We start from the raw sequence: 17636 nt of genomic DNA, 5'->3' as shown, positions 1-17636 counted from the left end.
AGATAATTCTTAGGACATAGCTTCTTTTTTTCTTTTTAATACCTTGGTCCGTATAAGCTGAGTAAGACCTGTAACTTCTTTCCTCCCATCGTAAATCAAGTATATCAGAATCAACGAAAGCAAAATTAGCTTTGCGCTAAACACATTGAAATATAAACTAAACCACAATGCTACGGAAAACGCTACTTTTGGTAACCAAAACGACATCGCTTTTAGCTTATCAAACTTTAATGTACGTATATAAATGTAAAACAAGTTGTAAATAAGTATGAGTACGATGAAAGCCAAAGAATAAAACTGAGCAACTCCTACTAAAGAAATAGAAGCACCTACAAAAATTGCGGCTACCAATATAATTCCCCCTATCCATCCAGATATCATAAACTCCCGCTCCTTTCCTTCAACAACCAATAATTGGCCAACAGTTGATAGTAAGGTTTGTGTAAATATCAATAGTCCAAAATATGGCAACAAATCAGCTACCAAAATCCATGCCTTTCCCCATAAAAGCATAATGAGTTGCTTAGGAAACATAATAAAAAGCACCGTAAGTGGAAAACTCAAAAAAGTAATAATCCTTAAAACAAAATAATACTCGGTTTCAACACTTCCTCCTTGCGTTTTTAATACTTTTAAACTTGGAAAAAGAATATTACTGAACAAGCCCGTAATTAAGTTTAAAGGTAAGGTTAACAGCATATAAGCTCTGTTATAAATACCTAGATCATTTACCCCGTACCATTTTCCGACAATCATATTATCAGAATTACGCGCCCAATAGGATATAATATTAAATCCTATTATATTACCTATAAGCTTCCGGGTAAATTTATAGCCAACTTTAATATAATTTAATGGAAATATTTTGAAACCTAATTTTACTTCACGTTCATATAAAACAGCAGTAATTATGGCTGTAAAAATTTGCGGGATAATTAGTGCCCAATATCCTCCTTTAAAATAACCCAAAATCATTGTAATAATTGCTGATGCTACAGTACATATCAAAGTAACTTTACCTATAAAGCCAAATTTTAGTTGTTTGGACAATAAAGCCCCTTGAGCCAAACTCAGGCTTCGCAATATAAACGTAGATGCTAAAACAATTGTCGGAATTAAAAGCTCCTGGTTTTTATAGAATAAAGCAATGGGATAAGCCAGGATTACAGTAATTACAAATAGTAAAACTCCTAATAACCATGCTAAATTAGTTAATACTCTCTGATAAGTTCTTCCATAATCACTTCTGATTAGTGCGTACGATAAGCCTCCGTCAGAAAAAACAGCTATGAATCCTGTAAAAACCGTAATCAATCCAATAGTGCCATAGCTATTGGGTGATACTAACCGCGAAATAATGATCGATGATAAAAAGGATACTGCTTGAGAAATATATGTATATGAGCCAGCGATCAAAACATTACCTAGTAATTTTTTCTTAAAACTCATATGCCTATTGTTTTTCTGATAGTATTTACAACAGCCCTTGTCTTATCAGACAAATTTTGTTTAAAAAGCGTGCGCTTTATTTCAGAGAGGTATTTAGCCGGAAGCCCTTTTTTAAGCTCTTCCTGATCATTTTTTGCAAATCTTATAGCATGAAGCTTGCAAATTTCATAATAGAGCGCATCATCAATCTTTTTATTATCATTTAGTGATCTAATGATCGCTATTCGCCCCCTGTTTAATTCATCACTCTTATCTGGAGATATTCCCCAAAACGTTTCATTCTCCCACAGATGTATCGCTGTAGGAAAGCTTATATAGCCGCAGTCCATTCCTGCACATCCCATTAAGGCCATACTGGGATACCAATCAGTATCATGTTTTCTGATAAATTCTGGTTGGTATAAATTTCTGTCAAAGCAAAGCCCGGTATATATATGCGATGATAAAAATATGTGAGCTGCCGCATTAACCGTCATATTTTCTTTGTAAAAATCCGTTTTGGAAAACGAGTACACTGACGATGTTAATGACTTTTCAAGCAACATTATTAATGCTGTTTTAAAAACCAAAGGTTGGTGTTTGCCTATATAATTTTTCAAGTTATCGATAGCCCCGGCTATCAACATGTCATCATCCGTTAATAGATACACATATTTACCGGAGGCACTTTCAATTACTTTCGAAAAATTAACTATAGGTCCAACATTAACTTCATTTCTGAAATATTTAATTCGGGAATCTTTAAAACTACTTGCAACTTGCGCCGTATCATCAGGAGAACAATTATCTTGAATAACTATTTCAATATCATTTTCTTGGTATCCTATAATAGATTCTATGCACTTTTTTAACAGAGCAGAACGATTATAGGTAGGTATACAAAACGATATTATGGCTTTTTCGTTACCCATTTATGTATGCTTTGATGGTATCGGAAATATAATCATAATGAGTTTCATTAAGTCCGGGCCAAACCCCTAACCAAAAAGATTGGTTCATAATGATATCAGTATTAGTTAAATCTCCAACAACCCGGTGCGGCACATTTGCATAAGCTGGTTGCCTTAATAAATTACCAGCAAATAGTAAACGTGTTCCTATCTTGCTTTCTTCCAGATGCTGCACCAACATGTGCCTATCGGCGGCATCCCCCTCTCTTAAAGTTAAAAGGAAACCAAACCATGATGGATTACTATGCTCAGTAGGCTCCGGAAGAATAAATACTTCTTCAAATTCCTTCATCCTATCATACAATAACTTATAATTCTGACGGCGCTTCTCCACAAAACGATCAACCTTATTTAATTGTGATACGCCAAATGCAGCCTGCATATCGGTAACCTTTAGATTGAATCCAATATGCGAATAAGTATATTTATGGTCATAACCGTATGGCAACGATCCTAATTGCTGTGAAAAGCGGCAACCACATGTATTGTCTTTTCCAGGTTCACAATAGCAGTCTCTGCCCCAGTCCCTAAAGCTTTCTGCAACTTTAGCTAATTCTGGGTTATTTATCAGAACCGCTCCACCTTCACCCATAGTAATATGATGTGCCGGATAAAATGAGAAAGTAGCAATATCACCAAATGTACCGGTCTTTTTATCTCTGTACGTAGCTCCTAATGAATCACAGTCATCTTCTACCACCCACAAGTTATATTTTTTTGCCACCCGCATTACTTCATCCAGATTAAACGGATTGCCTAAGGAATGAGCAATCATGATAGCTTTTGTTTTAGGAGAAACGGCAGCTTCGATCAACTCAGCCTTAACATTGTGTGTCGCTACATCTACATCTACAAAAACCGGGATAGCTCCAAATTGAACAATTGGGTTAACTGTAGTTGGAAAACCAGCTGCAACTGTAATTACCTCATCGCCAGCCTTAATAGCTCTATCGCCTAATTTGGGCGATGTTAGTGCATAAAAAGCAACCAAATTTGCCGACGAACCTGAATTTACTAAAAGCGCTTTAACCGCACCAAAGTATTGTGCAAATTTATATTCAAAGTCATTAGCAAAACGACCTGCCGTTAACCATCCATCAAGTGTAGCATCAACGCCTAACAATATATCATCCTCGTCAAGTACTTTCCCTGTAACAGGTATGTAATTTTGACCTGGAATTATAATTTGAGTTGTTTTTCTTTGAGCAATCTCTCTGAGGCTTTTTTCCAGTTGAGGGTCGGTGATATTTTTTAACATGACAATTTATCTTGTTTATAGTATAATATATTTATTGTTGAGATCAAGTACTTTCCATTTCAATAGGTTTGGCAAAAGGTTCCATTTCTGTTATAGGCTTGCCAAAGGCTATTTTGGGGTAAGTATTTGTATAGGGATCTATCATGATTTGCAATAAAACAGGGGCATCCCTGTTAACATCATTCCACATCCACTTTACCGCATCCTCAATTTCATCTTCTTTTGAAATTGTGATACTGTTTATTCCATATGCCAAGGCTACCTTTTCAAAGTCTGGAGCACTATAGCCCCAATAAGTTGATTGATATCTTGACTCAAAATAACTATCCTGAAACTGCCGAATCATTCCCAAATTCTTATTATTCATGATAATGATCTTGACTGGAAGTTTATTGCGCGCAATGGTTTGTAACTCCTGTATATTAATTTGCATGCAACCATCGCCAATTATAGTAATTACAGGTTTTATGCCAAGGGCAAAACTGGCACCAATACCCGCCGGTAAAGCATATCCCATAGCACCCATCCCTGCAGATGTAAGAAACAGCTGATCTTTTTTTAATTCTATTGACTGTGCTGTCCACATTTGATGGCTTCCTACATCAGCAATAAAACATTTAGACAGAGGGGAGTTTTTTGATAAACTATGAATAAATACATTTGGGTTTATACCGTTGGGATCAAGCTCCTTAACATCGGGCCATTGTTCCCTTAGTCCGTTAATATATTCATACCAGGATGTTGGATTTGGAAATTCACCATCTGCTGAAAATGTATTAAAGTCTTCAAAAAATTGCTTAGCATCTGCAACAACCGGAACACACCCTTTTATTCTGTTATTGATCTCTCCGGGCTCGCAATCTATATGGTAAATCTTTCTGTTTTCAAAAAATTTAGTGTCTGCTCCTGTTTGTCTGATATCAAGGCGACTACCAACTACTATTAATAAATCACTTTCTCCAAACGCAATATTTGCCCACCTATTACCATAACTTCCAATAAAACCTACTCTTGAGGGGTGGGTATATTCTAAAGCATCAACAGCAAGTAACGTTGTAATAACAGGAACATTGGTTTTTTCAATAAATACTTTCATCGCATCTATTGCAAAAGCCGACCTTACTCCTCTGCCAACTAAAAGTAACGGGCGTTGAGCATTTTTAATATCTTCAACAATATCTTCTAAAATTGCCTTGGTTGGAGCCAATGTAGGCGCTACATCTAAATTAGGGGCAGGAACTGTAATTAGTGCTCTTTGAACATCCATAGGAATATCAATTAGTACAGGCCCTGGTCTTCCTTCAACAGCTATTGCAAATGCTTCTTCTAAAATTAATGGTAAATCATCCTGATGTTCCACCTTATAACAGGCTTTTGTTATAGGCTTCACCATGGAGATGATATCTGTTTCCTGAAACCCCAATTGCCTGATAGGGCGATCGCCCTTCTGCTCATGTCTATTAACTTGTCCGGTTATAAAAACTGCGGGGGTTGAATCAAAATAACAACTTCCTATGCCTGTAATTAAATTTGTTGCACCAGGGCCGCTGGTGGCCAGAGCCACTCCTGGTATACCTGTAACACGTCCATAAGCGTCGGCAGCAAAAGCTGCTGCTTGTTCATGGTGCATTGAAATTATATTGATTGATGTTTTTTGATTTAAAGAGTCCAAAAGATGAGTAATCATCCCACCAGAAAGTTCAAAAACATACTGGACTCCCTTTTGCTCCAAAAATTTCGCTATGTAATCAGATGCTTTCATTATTGATGTTTTTTTACCTGTTCTTTAATGTGGTTTACTGTTAGAATAAGTGATTCATTAAAATCTGAAACTTCAAATTCGCCAAATTCATTAACAAATTTTGAAACATTACCTTGCATATGCATAGGTTGATTTTCTCTATATGATAATTTAGAAAAATTTAACTGAAATAAAGGATTTATTTGATCTCGTATAAATTCTACCAAACTTTTAAGACTAACTAAGTTTTTCCCAGAGATATTATATACGCCTGAAGACCCGTTAACATTAATAATCTGATTAATACCCCTTCCTAAATCCTCAACATATAAATAAGCATACTTTTGTTCACCAGGCGTTAAATCCATATGATCAGTAGTTAGTAATTTATTAACTAAAGTTGGGATTAACCATTTCTCAGATTCACCTATTCCAAAAAATGAGAATAACCTAAGCCAAAACCAATCTATTTTATTGTGATTACAAAATTGTTTTACAAGTTCGGCACAAACCAGCTTAACACAACCATAAGCTTCTGTCGGATTTAAAACATGTTCCTCCGTTATGCAACCGTCAAAAACGCCATACTCGGCTTGCGATCCTAAAGAAATAACTTTTTTTGTCATTGACCTTTGCGCTACAGACAATACTTGTTCAGTAAAAATAATATTAGCTGATTGTATTTCCCATACATTCCTCTCCAAATGGCCAACTCCTATCCACGCTGAATGAATAATTATTTCCGGTTCAAAATCTATAACCTTCTCCATCCAACTATTCCCATCTTGCAATATCCAGATAATTCTGCCCTCAAAATTCTTACATAAATGTCTTGAGGAGCCATCCCTATAAGTAGCGGCTATGGTATGCCCTTGCTCTACTAAATAGTTCGCTATATTTGAGCCTAAAAATCCGGTAACACCTGTAATAAAAACCTTAGCCATTGAGAAAATAGGTTATCTGCGTTTCGGTATATCTTTCTGAACTTCCCTCGTTTTCAAAAAAGTTTTTATACCAGTCTATTGTATATTCAACAGCTTTTTTTGCATTCAGCTGAGGCTTCCATCCCAATTGATCCGTTGCCTTACTGATATCAAGTTTTAGCAAACCAGCCTCATGCGGTTGGTTTATAAATTCAGGCACCTCGTACTCACCCATGCCCCAGGTAGCGATCGAAAGTTCTACCATTGTTTTAACGGTAAGAGCATCTTCTCCGTATGGCCCAAAGTTATATGCCTGAGCATATTTAACCGGATCGGTTACTAATTTAGCTCCAAGTAATAAATAACCCAAAACTGGTTCTAAAACATGTTGCCATGGTCTTATAGAGGTAGGATTTCGGATGATTATTTTTTCATTGTTACCAATTGCTCTTGCTATATCTGGTATTAAACGATCCTTTGACCAATCGCCGCCGCCTATAACATTTCCTGCTCTGGTAACAGCTATAGCTTTTTGGTGTTCCTGATAGTTTTTGGTATTAAAGAACGAGTTACGGTATGAATCAATCACCAATTCCGCACATGCTTTACTTGCGCTATAAGGATCATAACCACCAAGCCGGTCATTTTCACGGTATGGGTATATCCATTCATTATTATGATAAACCTTATCCGTAGTGATCAGTATCACGTTACAAGGTTTATTTATCGACCTTACCCCCTCAAGCAAATTTGCCGTGCCAATAGCATTTATCTCAAAAGTTTCTGTCGGAAGCTCATATGATAATCTTACCAGAGGCTGGGCTGCAAGATGAAATACAAAATCTGGTTGAAATTCTTTTATATCGTCAATTAATTTTTGTTTGTTTCTCAAGTCCGCTATAGTTGATTCACACAACTGATCGCCTTTTATTAAATGATATAAATTTTTGTCGTTATCCGGAGCTAACGCATAGCCCTTTACATCAGCACCCAACATAGATAGGGCTTTAAGCATCCAGGAACCTTTAAAACCGGTATGGCCGGTTAAAAAAACTTTCTTGCCTTTGTATACTGAAGCTAAATTATTATACATCATTACCAAATTTTCCAGGGTGCCTTATTTGTTTCCCACATTGCATTCAAATCCTGCTTATCCTTAAGTGTATCCATTGGTCGCCAAAAGCCAGTATGTTTATATGCGTTCATTTGACCGGCATTAGCTATTTGTTCCATAGGCTGTTGTTCCCAAACTGTACTATCACCTTCTTTTATGTAATTAAAAACCTCTGGTTGGCAAACAAAGAATCCACCATTGATCCAGGCACCATCACCTTTAGGTTTTTCCATAAATGAGTGAACCGTGGAATCTTCAAGAATATTTAATGAACCAAATCTGCCTGATGGCTGCACTGATGTAACTGTACATGATTTACCATGTTCTTCATGATATTTTACCAAAGCCTTTATATCAATATCACATACTCCATCACCATAAGTAAGCATAAACGGAGAATCACCAACAAAAGGCTGAATACGTTTTATACGTCCTCCTGTCATTGATTCATTACCAGTATCAACCAACGTTATTTTCCACGGCTCAGCCTGCGAATCATGCACTTTAATTGAGTTATCAGCAAGGTCAATAGTAACATCGGACTTGTGCAAAAAGTAATTGGCAAAATACTCTTTAATAACGTAGCCCTTATACCCAAGACAAACAATAAAATCATTATAGCCATAGCTGGAATAGATTTTCATGATATGCCACAAAATAGGCATTCCACCTATCTCAACCATGGGTTTAGGTTTTAATACTGTTTCTTCGGATAGTCTGGTGCCCAGTCCTCCTGCTAATAATACAACTTTCATCTAATTATTTTAATTGATTAATCTGTTACTAAAACCTTAACATTATTGGTTACTGGAAAACTACAACACAACAAACATTCGTCTGGTAATAACTCGTTCTTTTTATGTGCACCAATCATCTTGACTTCTCCTGAAAGTAGTTTTCCTTTACATATCAGACAGCTCCCGGTTTGGCAGGAATAAGAAAGCTCCAGAGATGCATCGAGGCCAGCCTCAAGGATGCTTTTTCCTTTCACTACTTCAATATTTTGATTCGAATTGCCCATAATAATTTCTACATTCTGAGTTAGTATTAATTCAAACTCCTTAGGGTCTCGAACAATTTCAAAATCTTCAGTATAGATATTTTCATCAATTATACCTAATTTATATAATTGATCTTTAACGGACTCTTTTAAACCTGTAGGTCCGCATATATAGTGGACCGTATTTTCCAAGGGACGTTCGCTTTTCATGACAGAAAGAATTTTCTTCGGATCAATTCTTCCTTCTATAATATTACTATTTGTAGCACTTATTGTAAGTTTTGAATAAAAATGAAATAATGAAAGATTTTTAAACGTTTTTTTAAGTTCGTTTATTTGGTTAGAAAAAATAACACTTTCAAAGCTTTTATTTCCATACACCAGCGTTAGGTGATTACAAAGTCCATTATGTAAAACAAATTTTGCTATTGACATTAAAGGTGTAACACCACTGCCTGCTCCCCATAAAACCAGATGTGAATTAGCCAAATTAGTTACTTTATCTAAAGTAAAATCCCCTAAAGGTTCAAAAACTTCAACAATATCTCCAACTGATAATTTGTCATGGATATGATTTGATACAATCCCCCCTGTTACACGCTTCACTGTTACTTCAATATTTGAATCAATCCCCGGAGCAGATGAGAAAGAATAAGGCCTAATGTATCTACGGCCATTTATACGAAAAATTAGCGTTAAATACTGCCCAGCTAAATACTTCACTTTTTTCAAGCCAGGTTGCTTGAAACAAATGGTTAGAGTATCTACCGTTTCGTATCTTAACTCTATAATTTTTAAAGTATAAATTAACATAATATATTGTTAAAGTAAACAAGTAAATGTCATATCTATGACTTTATACCACTCAGCCATTATTGCCTAAGAGGTCTTTAATCTTTTTTGAAGAATCTACTAAACGGACTCAATATCCTTTTTTTATTTAAGTCCTCTTCATAATAACCATAGCCATAACCATAGCCGTAGCCGTAGCCATACCCATTTCCTCTATCAACAGAGTTGTATACAATGTTTAGGTTTTTAAATATTTGCTTACGATACAGATTATCAATTAAACTAACCTGGGCTTTGATACTATAGTTATTTCTAATTACAAACATTGTTGCATCAGCCCACTTGCTTAGTATTTGGGCATCGGTAACCAAGCCTACAGGAGGAGCATCAAGAATTATAAAATCAAATTCTTTTTTAAGCTCAGCTATTAATATATCCATTCGTCCGTTGGTCAATAATTCCGCAGGATTTGGCGGCACAGGACCGCTTGTTATGATATAATAATTCTCTTGTTGTGGGATAGACCTTATAATGTCTTTAGAACTTACCTTGCCTATAAAATAATTTGATAAACCTACTGAATTTTCTAACCCAAGGGCCGAGTGAAGTTTGGGCTTACGCAAATCCAGCTCTAAAACAACTACTTTTTTATTTGCAGTTGCTAAACTTGCGCCTAAGTTCAATGAGATAAATGACTTTCCTTCACCGCTTATATTTGAAGTAAATAAAATCACTTTATGATCATTATTGAAATCAATATATTGAAGATTGGTACGAAAAGCTCTCATTTGTTCGGCAATCATTGAACGAGGGCGCTCAGATACAATAAGAGGAACCGAGTCATCAGAGTGGGCTATCTCAGCAAGAATTGGTGTTCTCGTAAGCTTTTCAATTTGAGATTTATCCCTGATTTTATAATCTAATACGTTTTTCAGATATATTACTATAATTGGCAGAAGTAATCCTAATAGTATAAAAAAAGAATAAATTACACCCTTAACCGGCTTCAAAGGAGTGTTATCACTTATCGCTTTATCAATTGTTCTACTATCTGAAATAGTTGTAGCTAAAGAAAGCTCTGTTGATTCGCGCTTTTGTAATAAGAAATTAAACAGATTATTTTTTATATCCTGCTGCCTCATTACATCAAGTAAACCTCTTTCTTTAGCAGGTACATTTTTTATTATTCCCGAAAACTTTTTGCTTTCGCTTATTAACTGCTCTTTATTTAATAGTAAGCCACTCCTTACGTTCTTTAATGTAGGCAGTAATGTTTCTTTAATACTTTGTATCTGGTCGTTTATAGAATTAACAATTGGATTTGTTTCAGGTGTAGTTCGTAATAAGCTTGTTCTTGTTATTTGTGCCTGACCCAATTGTTGTACCAAGGCCAATAAAGAAGGGTCTTGTATACCCAGCATTGATGGTAATTTTACTCCCGTATTATCATTGCCTTCATTTAAATAAGACTCCAGATTATCCAACGATGCAAGCTGTAAGTTTATTTTGCTTAATTGATCGTCGTTATCCTTCACACTGCTCAAAAACAATCCTGATTCAGCAGTTATATCAGTGATGCTATTGCTTGATTTATAATCCTGTACTTTTTTTTCAACAGAACTTAAATCATTGGCTATTGATACCAATCGGCTTTGAATAAAGTTTAATGAATTTGTTGCCGTTTTATTTTTATCATCAATGGCGGCAATATTGTATTCGTCTATTAGGTTATCTAAAATGTCTTTTCCGCGCTGAGGGATAGCATCTTCTAAACTAATTAGTAATACAGTAGCCTCCTTACTTGCTGGATCAATTTTTATGTTACCGGAGTAAGCAGCAGCAAGATTTGCGGTTGTACTAAAAGTAACATAAATAGGCTGATTAGAAAATCGTACACTTTTAGCACGGGTAATGAGTATAAGACCAGCGTCTGTTTGTACAGGTTTATTTAGTGAAACCGGTTTCCCATTAAACAAGGCTTTTTGTTCATCAACCAAATTAACAAGCCATTCCTTAGAATAAGTAAGCGGGCCCGGCTTTAGAACTTCCACTTTGAATGGAGAGTTTTTGTACAAATAATATTTTGCTAAGTGATGCTGTATATAATAATTTGTTTGAAGATGTAATGCTTCTATAACTTTAGTCATTAAAGAATTTGACTTCAGTATTTGTATTTCATTATCTATGATCTTACTTGAAGAATTTAGATCGAGCTGATTTAACAAATCTTTAGCATCGCTGCTTGCACCGCTTTTATCGTCTTTAATTAATAAAGTAGTCTGAATTTTATACTGAGGAATTTGCGTTTGGATAAACAAATAACCAAGCACCAATGCTAATAGCAAAGAAACAACAAACCATTTCCAATGAACTAAATATTTAAATAATATCTCTCGAGGATTTACTTCGGGTTCTTCAGCACCACTAACAATATATTCGGAAAATTTTTTTTCTTCTTGCATAAAAACTATATAACTATCTCCTTACAATGTAAAGTATTAAAGTAAGTAAGCTTACCACAATTGGTATTACCTGATAAGTTCTATCAATTGATTGAGCTTTGGCCTTTCCTGTTTTTACATATATAACATCGTTAGCGTGCAAATAATAATAAGGAGAATTAAAAACGTCCCTCCCTCTCAAATCAACATTCCCAAAAACCTTCTTCCCGTTCATATCCCTAACAATCGTTATACTATCTCTTCTGGCAAATACCGTTAAGTCCCCAGCTAAACTCAACGCCTCAGGTAATGTTATCATTTCATTTGGGATAGTATAAATTGAGGGCTTGGCTACCTCTCCTAAAACGGAAATACGATAATTTAAGAACCTAACGTTTACGGTTGGTTCTTTTAAATATTTACTTACTAAAACTTTTATCGTATCGCTTGCTTGCGTAGTTGAAAGTCCACTTATTTTTAGATTCCCTATCAAAGGCAATTGTATAACACCAGATGAGTTAACTAAATATCCCGGGGCTGCAGACTGACTTAGTACGGCAGAACCACTGCTTGCTGAAGAAGTCCCACCAGAGCTCGCACTAACCGAATAAGGATTAAAAAAACTACTGGCTTCTGGGTTTAATGAATTTACATAAATGGAGAGAATGTCTCCTGGTTGAATTTTGGGGATATAAACTTTAGCTAAATCAAGCGTATCAGTAAAACCTTTTGTTTTTTGAAAATAAACTAGCTTTTTCTCATTGCTACAGGAAGATATAAGAATTACGGAAACAATAGCTAAAAAAATCTTTAAGAAACTATTTTTTATCATTTAGATTGTTTTTAAATTATAGAAGATACATTACAGCCTTCTTTTTTTACTGGTAATTATTTAGTATGCTGGCAATATTAATAAAAAACAATTGTCGAGGCCGAATATACAAAATCATTCAACAAACTATCCTTTTTTTAACAACTTATTTATATTTTGCCGGTTTTTTTATTAATAATGAAATAATCTAATATTAATTTAAAGTTCACTTTTCCCAATTCAACAAGCAATAAATTATGCTTGCCCCATTGTTCCACCAAAATTCATTGGGAAGCCTGAAGGCTCTTGCTGAACCTTAATACGGCCATTAATCGATTCAAATTTTTCCAGATTGTCTTCCAATGCGGTTAACAAACGTTTAGCATGTTCGGGAGTTAAAATAACCCGCGACTTTACTTTTGCCTTAGGTATTCCGGGCATTACCCTGATAAAATCAAGCACAAATTCTGAGCTCGAGTGAGTAATTATCGCCAGATTTGAATAAATTCCCTCCGCTATTTCTTCAGAAAGTTCAATATTCAGTTGATTTTCATTTTGTTCTTCCATTTTATTAAAATAATAAAGCCATTCATTTATCAAAAGGCTTTCCAATAATAACAAATATTGTTCAACCTTTAACTGCATTTCAATTCATGCCTTAAAAATGCTTTATCGTAAGCAATGAAACTCAAAACAGTCGTGTTTTATTTTTGTTTCATTTTTTTTACTTTTTGCCAATCTGATATATTCCTATCATTAAACGAAAAAGCCCCTCGGTTTTTACCGAAGGGCTTGTTAATATATTGAAGTAAACTACGCTTCTACTTCCTCAGTTTTTGAAGCCATTAAGCGATCAAACTCTTCCTGTGAACCTACACGGATATTTTCATATTCACGTAAGCCTGTACCAGAAGGAATCAGGTGACCAACAATAACGTTTTCTTTCAAGCCAAGCATCAAATCTTTTTTACCAGCTATAGCAGCCTCATTCAGTACTTTAGTAGTTTCCTGGAATGATGCAGCAGAGATAAACGATTTGGTACCTAAAGATGCCCTGGTAATACCTTGCAGTATCGGACTTGAAGTTGCAGGGATAGCATCACGAACTTCAACCAATCTCAGATCCCTACGTTTTAGAATTGAGTTCTCATCACGCAGTTTTCTTAATGAAACTATCTGACCAGCTTTTAATGTAGTTGAATCACCTGGCTCAACTACAACCTTTTTGTCAAATATCTCATCGTTTTCGGTCATGAAATCCCAGCTATCAACAGATTCTCTTTCCAGGAAGCGGGTATCACCTGCATCCTCGATCGCTACTTTCTGCATCATCTGGTGAACGATCACCTCAAAGTGCTTATCGTTGATCTTCACACCCTGTAAACGGTAAACCTCTTGAATACCATTTACCAGGTATTCCTGTACCGCAGCCGGGCCTTTAATAGCCAGGATATCAGCAGGAGATATAGAACCATCAGATAACGGCATACCGGCTTTCACAAAGTCGTTATCCTGTACCAGGATGTGTTTTGACAATGGAACAAGGTATTTTTTAACCTGACCGTCTTTTGATTCGATAGTGATCTCACGGTTACCACGTTTAACACCACCCAAGGTTACCACACCATCAATCTCTGTTACTACAGCAGGATTTGACGGGTTACGTGCTTCAAATAACTCGGTTACACGTGGTAAACCACCGGTGATATCCCGGGTTTTACCAGTTGAACGAGGAATCTTGGCAATAACCTGACCTGTTTGTAGTTTTTCGCCTTCTTCAACGGCGATGTGTGCTCCTACAGGAATGTTATATCCTTTTATGACGTTACCTTTTGTATCAGTAATTTGAATAACAGGATTTTTTGTTTTATCCCTGGTATCGATAATTACTTTTTCACGGTGACCAGTTTGCTCATCAGACTCTTCACGGAAAGTGATACCATCCAATACAGCTTCAAATTGAGTTAAACCTGCAAATTCAGATATAATCACCGCATTATACGGATCCCATGAACAGATACGGTCGCCTTTGGTTATTTTGCTACCATCTTTAATGTACAGGTATGAACCATAAGGGATATTGTTGGTAACAATGATCTTGTTACTTCCCTCTTCCACAATACGGAACTCACCAGAACGGCCTAATACCACATCTACATCACCCTCTTCGGTTTTGTATTGAACAGTACGTACGTTTTCAAATTCAATGATACCATCAAACCTTGCATTGATCTGTGATTCAGCAGCAATGTTCGAGGCGGTACCACCCACGTGGAATGTACGTAATGTTAACTGTGTACCCGGCTCACCAATTGACTGTGCAGCAATTACCCCTACAGCCTCACCTTTTTGCACGCGTTTGCCGCTGGCAAGGTTACGACCATAGCATAATGCACAAACACCACGCTTGCTTTCGCAAGTTAATACCGAGCGTATTTCAATACCTTCTAATGGAGAGTTTTCAATCTTTTTACCTACTTCTTCAGTAATATCCTGACCGGCTGATACCAACAGTTCGCTGGTGATAGGGTCATGAACATCATGTAAAGAGGTACGGCCTAAAATACGGTCATATAATGGCTCAACAATATCTTCATTGTCTTTCAGGGCTGTTGTATAGATACCTCTTAAAGTACCGCAATCAACCATACCAACAATCATATCCTGGGCAACATCATGCAACCTACGGGTTAAGTAACCCGCATCGGCTGTTTTCAACGCTGTATCCGCCAAACCTTTACGGGCACCGTGAGTAGAGATAAAGTACTCTAATACTGATAAACCTTCTTTAAAGTTTGAAAGAATCGGGTTTTCGATGATCTCACCACCTGAACCTGATTTCTGAGGCTTAGCCATCAAACCACGCATACCTGCAAGCTGACGGATCTGCTCTTTTGAACCACGGGCACCTGAATCAAGCATCATGTATACCGAGTTAAAGCCCTGATTATCGTTACTCAGGATATCCATCACATTCGCAGTTAAGCGGTTGTTGATACGTGTCCAGATATCGATAATTTGGTTATAACGCTCGTTATTAGTAATGAAACCCATGTTGTAATTACCCATTACCTCTTCAACTTGTTTAGAAGCTGTTTCGATCAGTGTAACTTTTTCAGCTGGGATATTGATATCTTTCAGGTTAAATGATAAACCACCCTGGAATGCCATTCTGAAACCTAATTCCTTAATATCATCAAGGAACTGGGCTGCACGAGCCATACCGGTAATTTTAACAACTTCACCAATAATATCACGCAGTGATTTTTTGGTCAGCAATTCATTAATATAACCTACTTCAACAGGTACGTGCTCATTAAATAATACACGGCCTACAGTAGTATCGATGATCTTGCTTACAATGCTGCCATCTTTTTCTTTGATCAAACCTTTAACCTTAATAAAGGCGTGCAAATCGATCATGCGCTCATTGTAAGCAATAATTACTTCTTCAGAAGAATAGAAAGTTAAGCCTTCGCCTTTTACAACACGGCCTGCATCAGTTTTACGACCTTTGGTTATGTAGTACAAACCAAGCACCATGTCTTGTGATGGTACAGTAATAGGTGTACCGTTGGCAGGGTTAAGGATGTTGTGTGATGCCAGCATCAGGATTTGGGCTTCCAAAATTGCCGCGTTACCTAGAGGTACGTGAACGGCCATCTGGTCACCGTCAAAATCCGCGTTGAAGGCCGTACAAGTTAATGGGTGCAATTGGATTGCTTTACCTTCAACAAGTTTTGGCTGGAACGACTGGATACCTAATCTGTGCAGCGTAGGCGCACGGTTTAGTAATACAGGGTGTCCTTTCAATACGTTTTCCAAAATGTCCCAAACCAATGGGTCTTTACGGTCAACTATCTTTTTGGCAGATTTTACTGTTTTAACCACACCACGCTCAATCATTTTGCGGATGATAAATGGTTTAAACAGCTCGGCAGCCATATCTTTTGGTAAACCGCACTCATGTAATTTAAGGTTTGGACCTACAACAATTACCGAACGGGCAGAATAATCCACACGTTTACCTAATAAGTTTTGACGGAAACGGCCTTGTTTACCTTTCAGGATGTCTGAAAGTGATTTCAGGGCACGGTTACCTTCGGTTTTTACCGCGTTTACTTTACGTGAGTTATCGAATAACGAGTCAACAGCTTCCTGTAACATACGTTTTTCGTTACGTAATATAACTTCCGGTGCTTTGATCTCGATCAAACGTTTTAAACGGTTATTACGGATAATTACACGACGGTAAAGGTCATTCAGATCCGAAGTTGCGAAACGGCCACCTTCCAGTGGTACCAACGGACGCAGTTCAGGCGGGATAACCGGAACGATCTTAACGATCATCCACTCAGGGTTATTCTCGATACGGGTTTTAGCATCACGGAAAGCCTCAACAACCTGTAAACGTTTTAAAGCTTCGTTTTTACGTTGTTGTGAAGTTTCGTTTGCTGCCTGGTGACGCAAGCTGAATGATAATTCATCCAGGTCAAGACGTTTTAACAGCTCTTCTAAAGCTTCGGCGCCCATTTTAGCCACAAATTTCTGTGGATCCTTGTCATCCAGGTATTGGTTTTCTTTTGGAAGAGTATCTAACACATCAAGATATTCCTCTTCAGTAAGGAAATCCATTTTGTTGATACCATCTGTTTCTTTAATACCTGCTTGTATAACTACATAACGCTCGTAGTATATGATCAGGTCGAGCCTTTTTGTTGGCAAACCTAATAGGTAACCAATTTTATTTGGTAATGAACGGAAGTACCAGATATGAGCAACAGGAACTACAAGGTTAATGTGGCCCATGCGCTCGCGGCGTACTTTCTTTTCGGTTACTTCAACACCGCAACGGTCGCACACGATACCTTTGTAACGGATACGTTTGTATTTACCGCAATGGCACTCATAATCTTTAACCGGACCAAAAATACGTTCGCAGAATAAACCATCGCGCTCAGGTTTATAGGTCCTGTAGTTGATGGTTTCTGGTTTTAAAACTTCACCGCTTGAACGTTCCAGGATGGACTCAGGAGAGGCCAGACTGATCGTAATTGTGGTGAAATTACTTTTGATTTTATTATCCTTTTTGTAAGACATAGTCTCCTTGTTTTTTAATGATTGAATTAGTGAGTTAGTGAATTAGTGAGTCAACCT

At 36.7% G+C, this 17636-nt stretch carries 12 protein-coding genes; all 12 read right to left on the bottom strand.

Annotated elements, in window-relative coordinates; genetic code table 11:
• Positions 1-9: 9 nt before the first annotated feature.
• Positions 10-1449, bottom strand: a complete 1440-nt coding sequence (locus tag BW976_RS17905) for an oligosaccharide flippase family protein (protein WP_076374926.1) — start codon at positions 1447-1449, stop codon at positions 10-12.
• Complete coding sequence (locus BW976_RS17900) at positions 1446-2360, bottom strand: glycosyltransferase family 2 protein (RefSeq protein ID WP_076374924.1); 915 nt, start codon at positions 2358-2360, stop codon at positions 1446-1448. The genes BW976_RS17905 and BW976_RS17900 overlap by 4 nt, the downstream gene beginning before the upstream one ends.
• Complete coding sequence (gene rfbH / locus BW976_RS17895; RefSeq protein ID WP_076374922.1) at positions 2353-3657, bottom strand: lipopolysaccharide biosynthesis protein RfbH; 1305 nt, start codon at positions 3655-3657, stop codon at positions 2353-2355. The genes BW976_RS17900 and rfbH overlap by 8 nt, the downstream gene beginning before the upstream one ends.
• Positions 3658-3700: 43 nt before the next feature.
• Positions 3701-5419, bottom strand: a complete 1719-nt coding sequence (locus tag BW976_RS17890; protein ID WP_076374920.1) for a thiamine pyrophosphate-binding protein — start codon at positions 5417-5419, stop codon at positions 3701-3703.
• The gene (locus tag BW976_RS17885) at positions 5419-6342 is read right to left on the bottom strand and encodes an NAD-dependent epimerase/dehydratase family protein (protein WP_076374918.1); all 924 of its coding nucleotides are present in this window, start codon (positions 6340-6342) and stop codon (positions 5419-5421) included. The genes BW976_RS17890 and BW976_RS17885 overlap by 1 nt, the downstream gene beginning before the upstream one ends.
• Positions 6335-7417 carry a CDP-glucose 4,6-dehydratase gene (gene rfbG / locus BW976_RS17880; RefSeq protein ID WP_076374916.1) on the bottom strand — a complete coding sequence of 361 codons (1083 nt, stop codon included), beginning with the start codon at positions 7415-7417 and terminating at the stop codon, positions 6335-6337. Before rfbG ends, BW976_RS17885 begins: the two co-directional genes overlap by 8 nt.
• A complete protein-coding gene (rfbF, locus tag BW976_RS17875) occupies positions 7417-8190 on the bottom strand; it encodes a glucose-1-phosphate cytidylyltransferase (protein WP_076374914.1) in 774 nt (257 codons plus the stop codon). Before rfbF ends, rfbG begins: the two co-directional genes overlap by 1 nt.
• A 17-nt stretch (positions 8191-8207) precedes the next feature.
• Positions 8208-9248, bottom strand: a complete 1041-nt coding sequence (locus tag BW976_RS17870) for an FAD-binding oxidoreductase (protein ID WP_076374912.1) — start codon at positions 9246-9248, stop codon at positions 8208-8210.
• Positions 9249-9325: 77 nt separating this feature from the next.
• Positions 9326-11689 carry a polysaccharide biosynthesis tyrosine autokinase gene (locus BW976_RS17865; RefSeq protein WP_076374910.1) on the bottom strand — a complete coding sequence of 788 codons (2364 nt, stop codon included), beginning with the start codon at positions 11687-11689 and terminating at the stop codon, positions 9326-9328.
• A gap of 13 nt (positions 11690-11702) precedes the next feature.
• Entirely contained in the window at positions 11703-12500 is a 798-nt protein-coding gene (locus tag BW976_RS17860; protein ID WP_076374908.1) for a polysaccharide biosynthesis/export family protein, read from the bottom strand.
• A 234-nt stretch (positions 12501-12734) separates the two neighbouring features.
• Positions 12735-13046 (bottom strand): DUF3467 domain-containing protein, encoded by a 312-nt coding sequence (locus tag BW976_RS17855; protein WP_076374980.1) that lies wholly within the window; start codon positions 13044-13046, stop codon positions 12735-12737.
• 246 nt (positions 13047-13292) lie between these two features.
• Positions 13293-17579 (bottom strand): DNA-directed RNA polymerase subunit beta', encoded by a 4287-nt coding sequence (rpoC, locus tag BW976_RS17850; RefSeq protein WP_076374906.1) that lies wholly within the window; start codon positions 17577-17579, stop codon positions 13293-13295.
• Between the last annotated feature and the right edge of the window lie 57 nt (positions 17580-17636).

This window comes from Mucilaginibacter lappiensis (assembly GCF_900155965.1).
Classification (GTDB): Bacteria; Bacteroidota; Bacteroidia; order Sphingobacteriales; family Sphingobacteriaceae; genus Mucilaginibacter; species Mucilaginibacter lappiensis.
The sequence above is the reverse complement of the archived record's forward strand: the minus strand, read 5'-3'. Positions and strand labels throughout refer to the sequence as shown.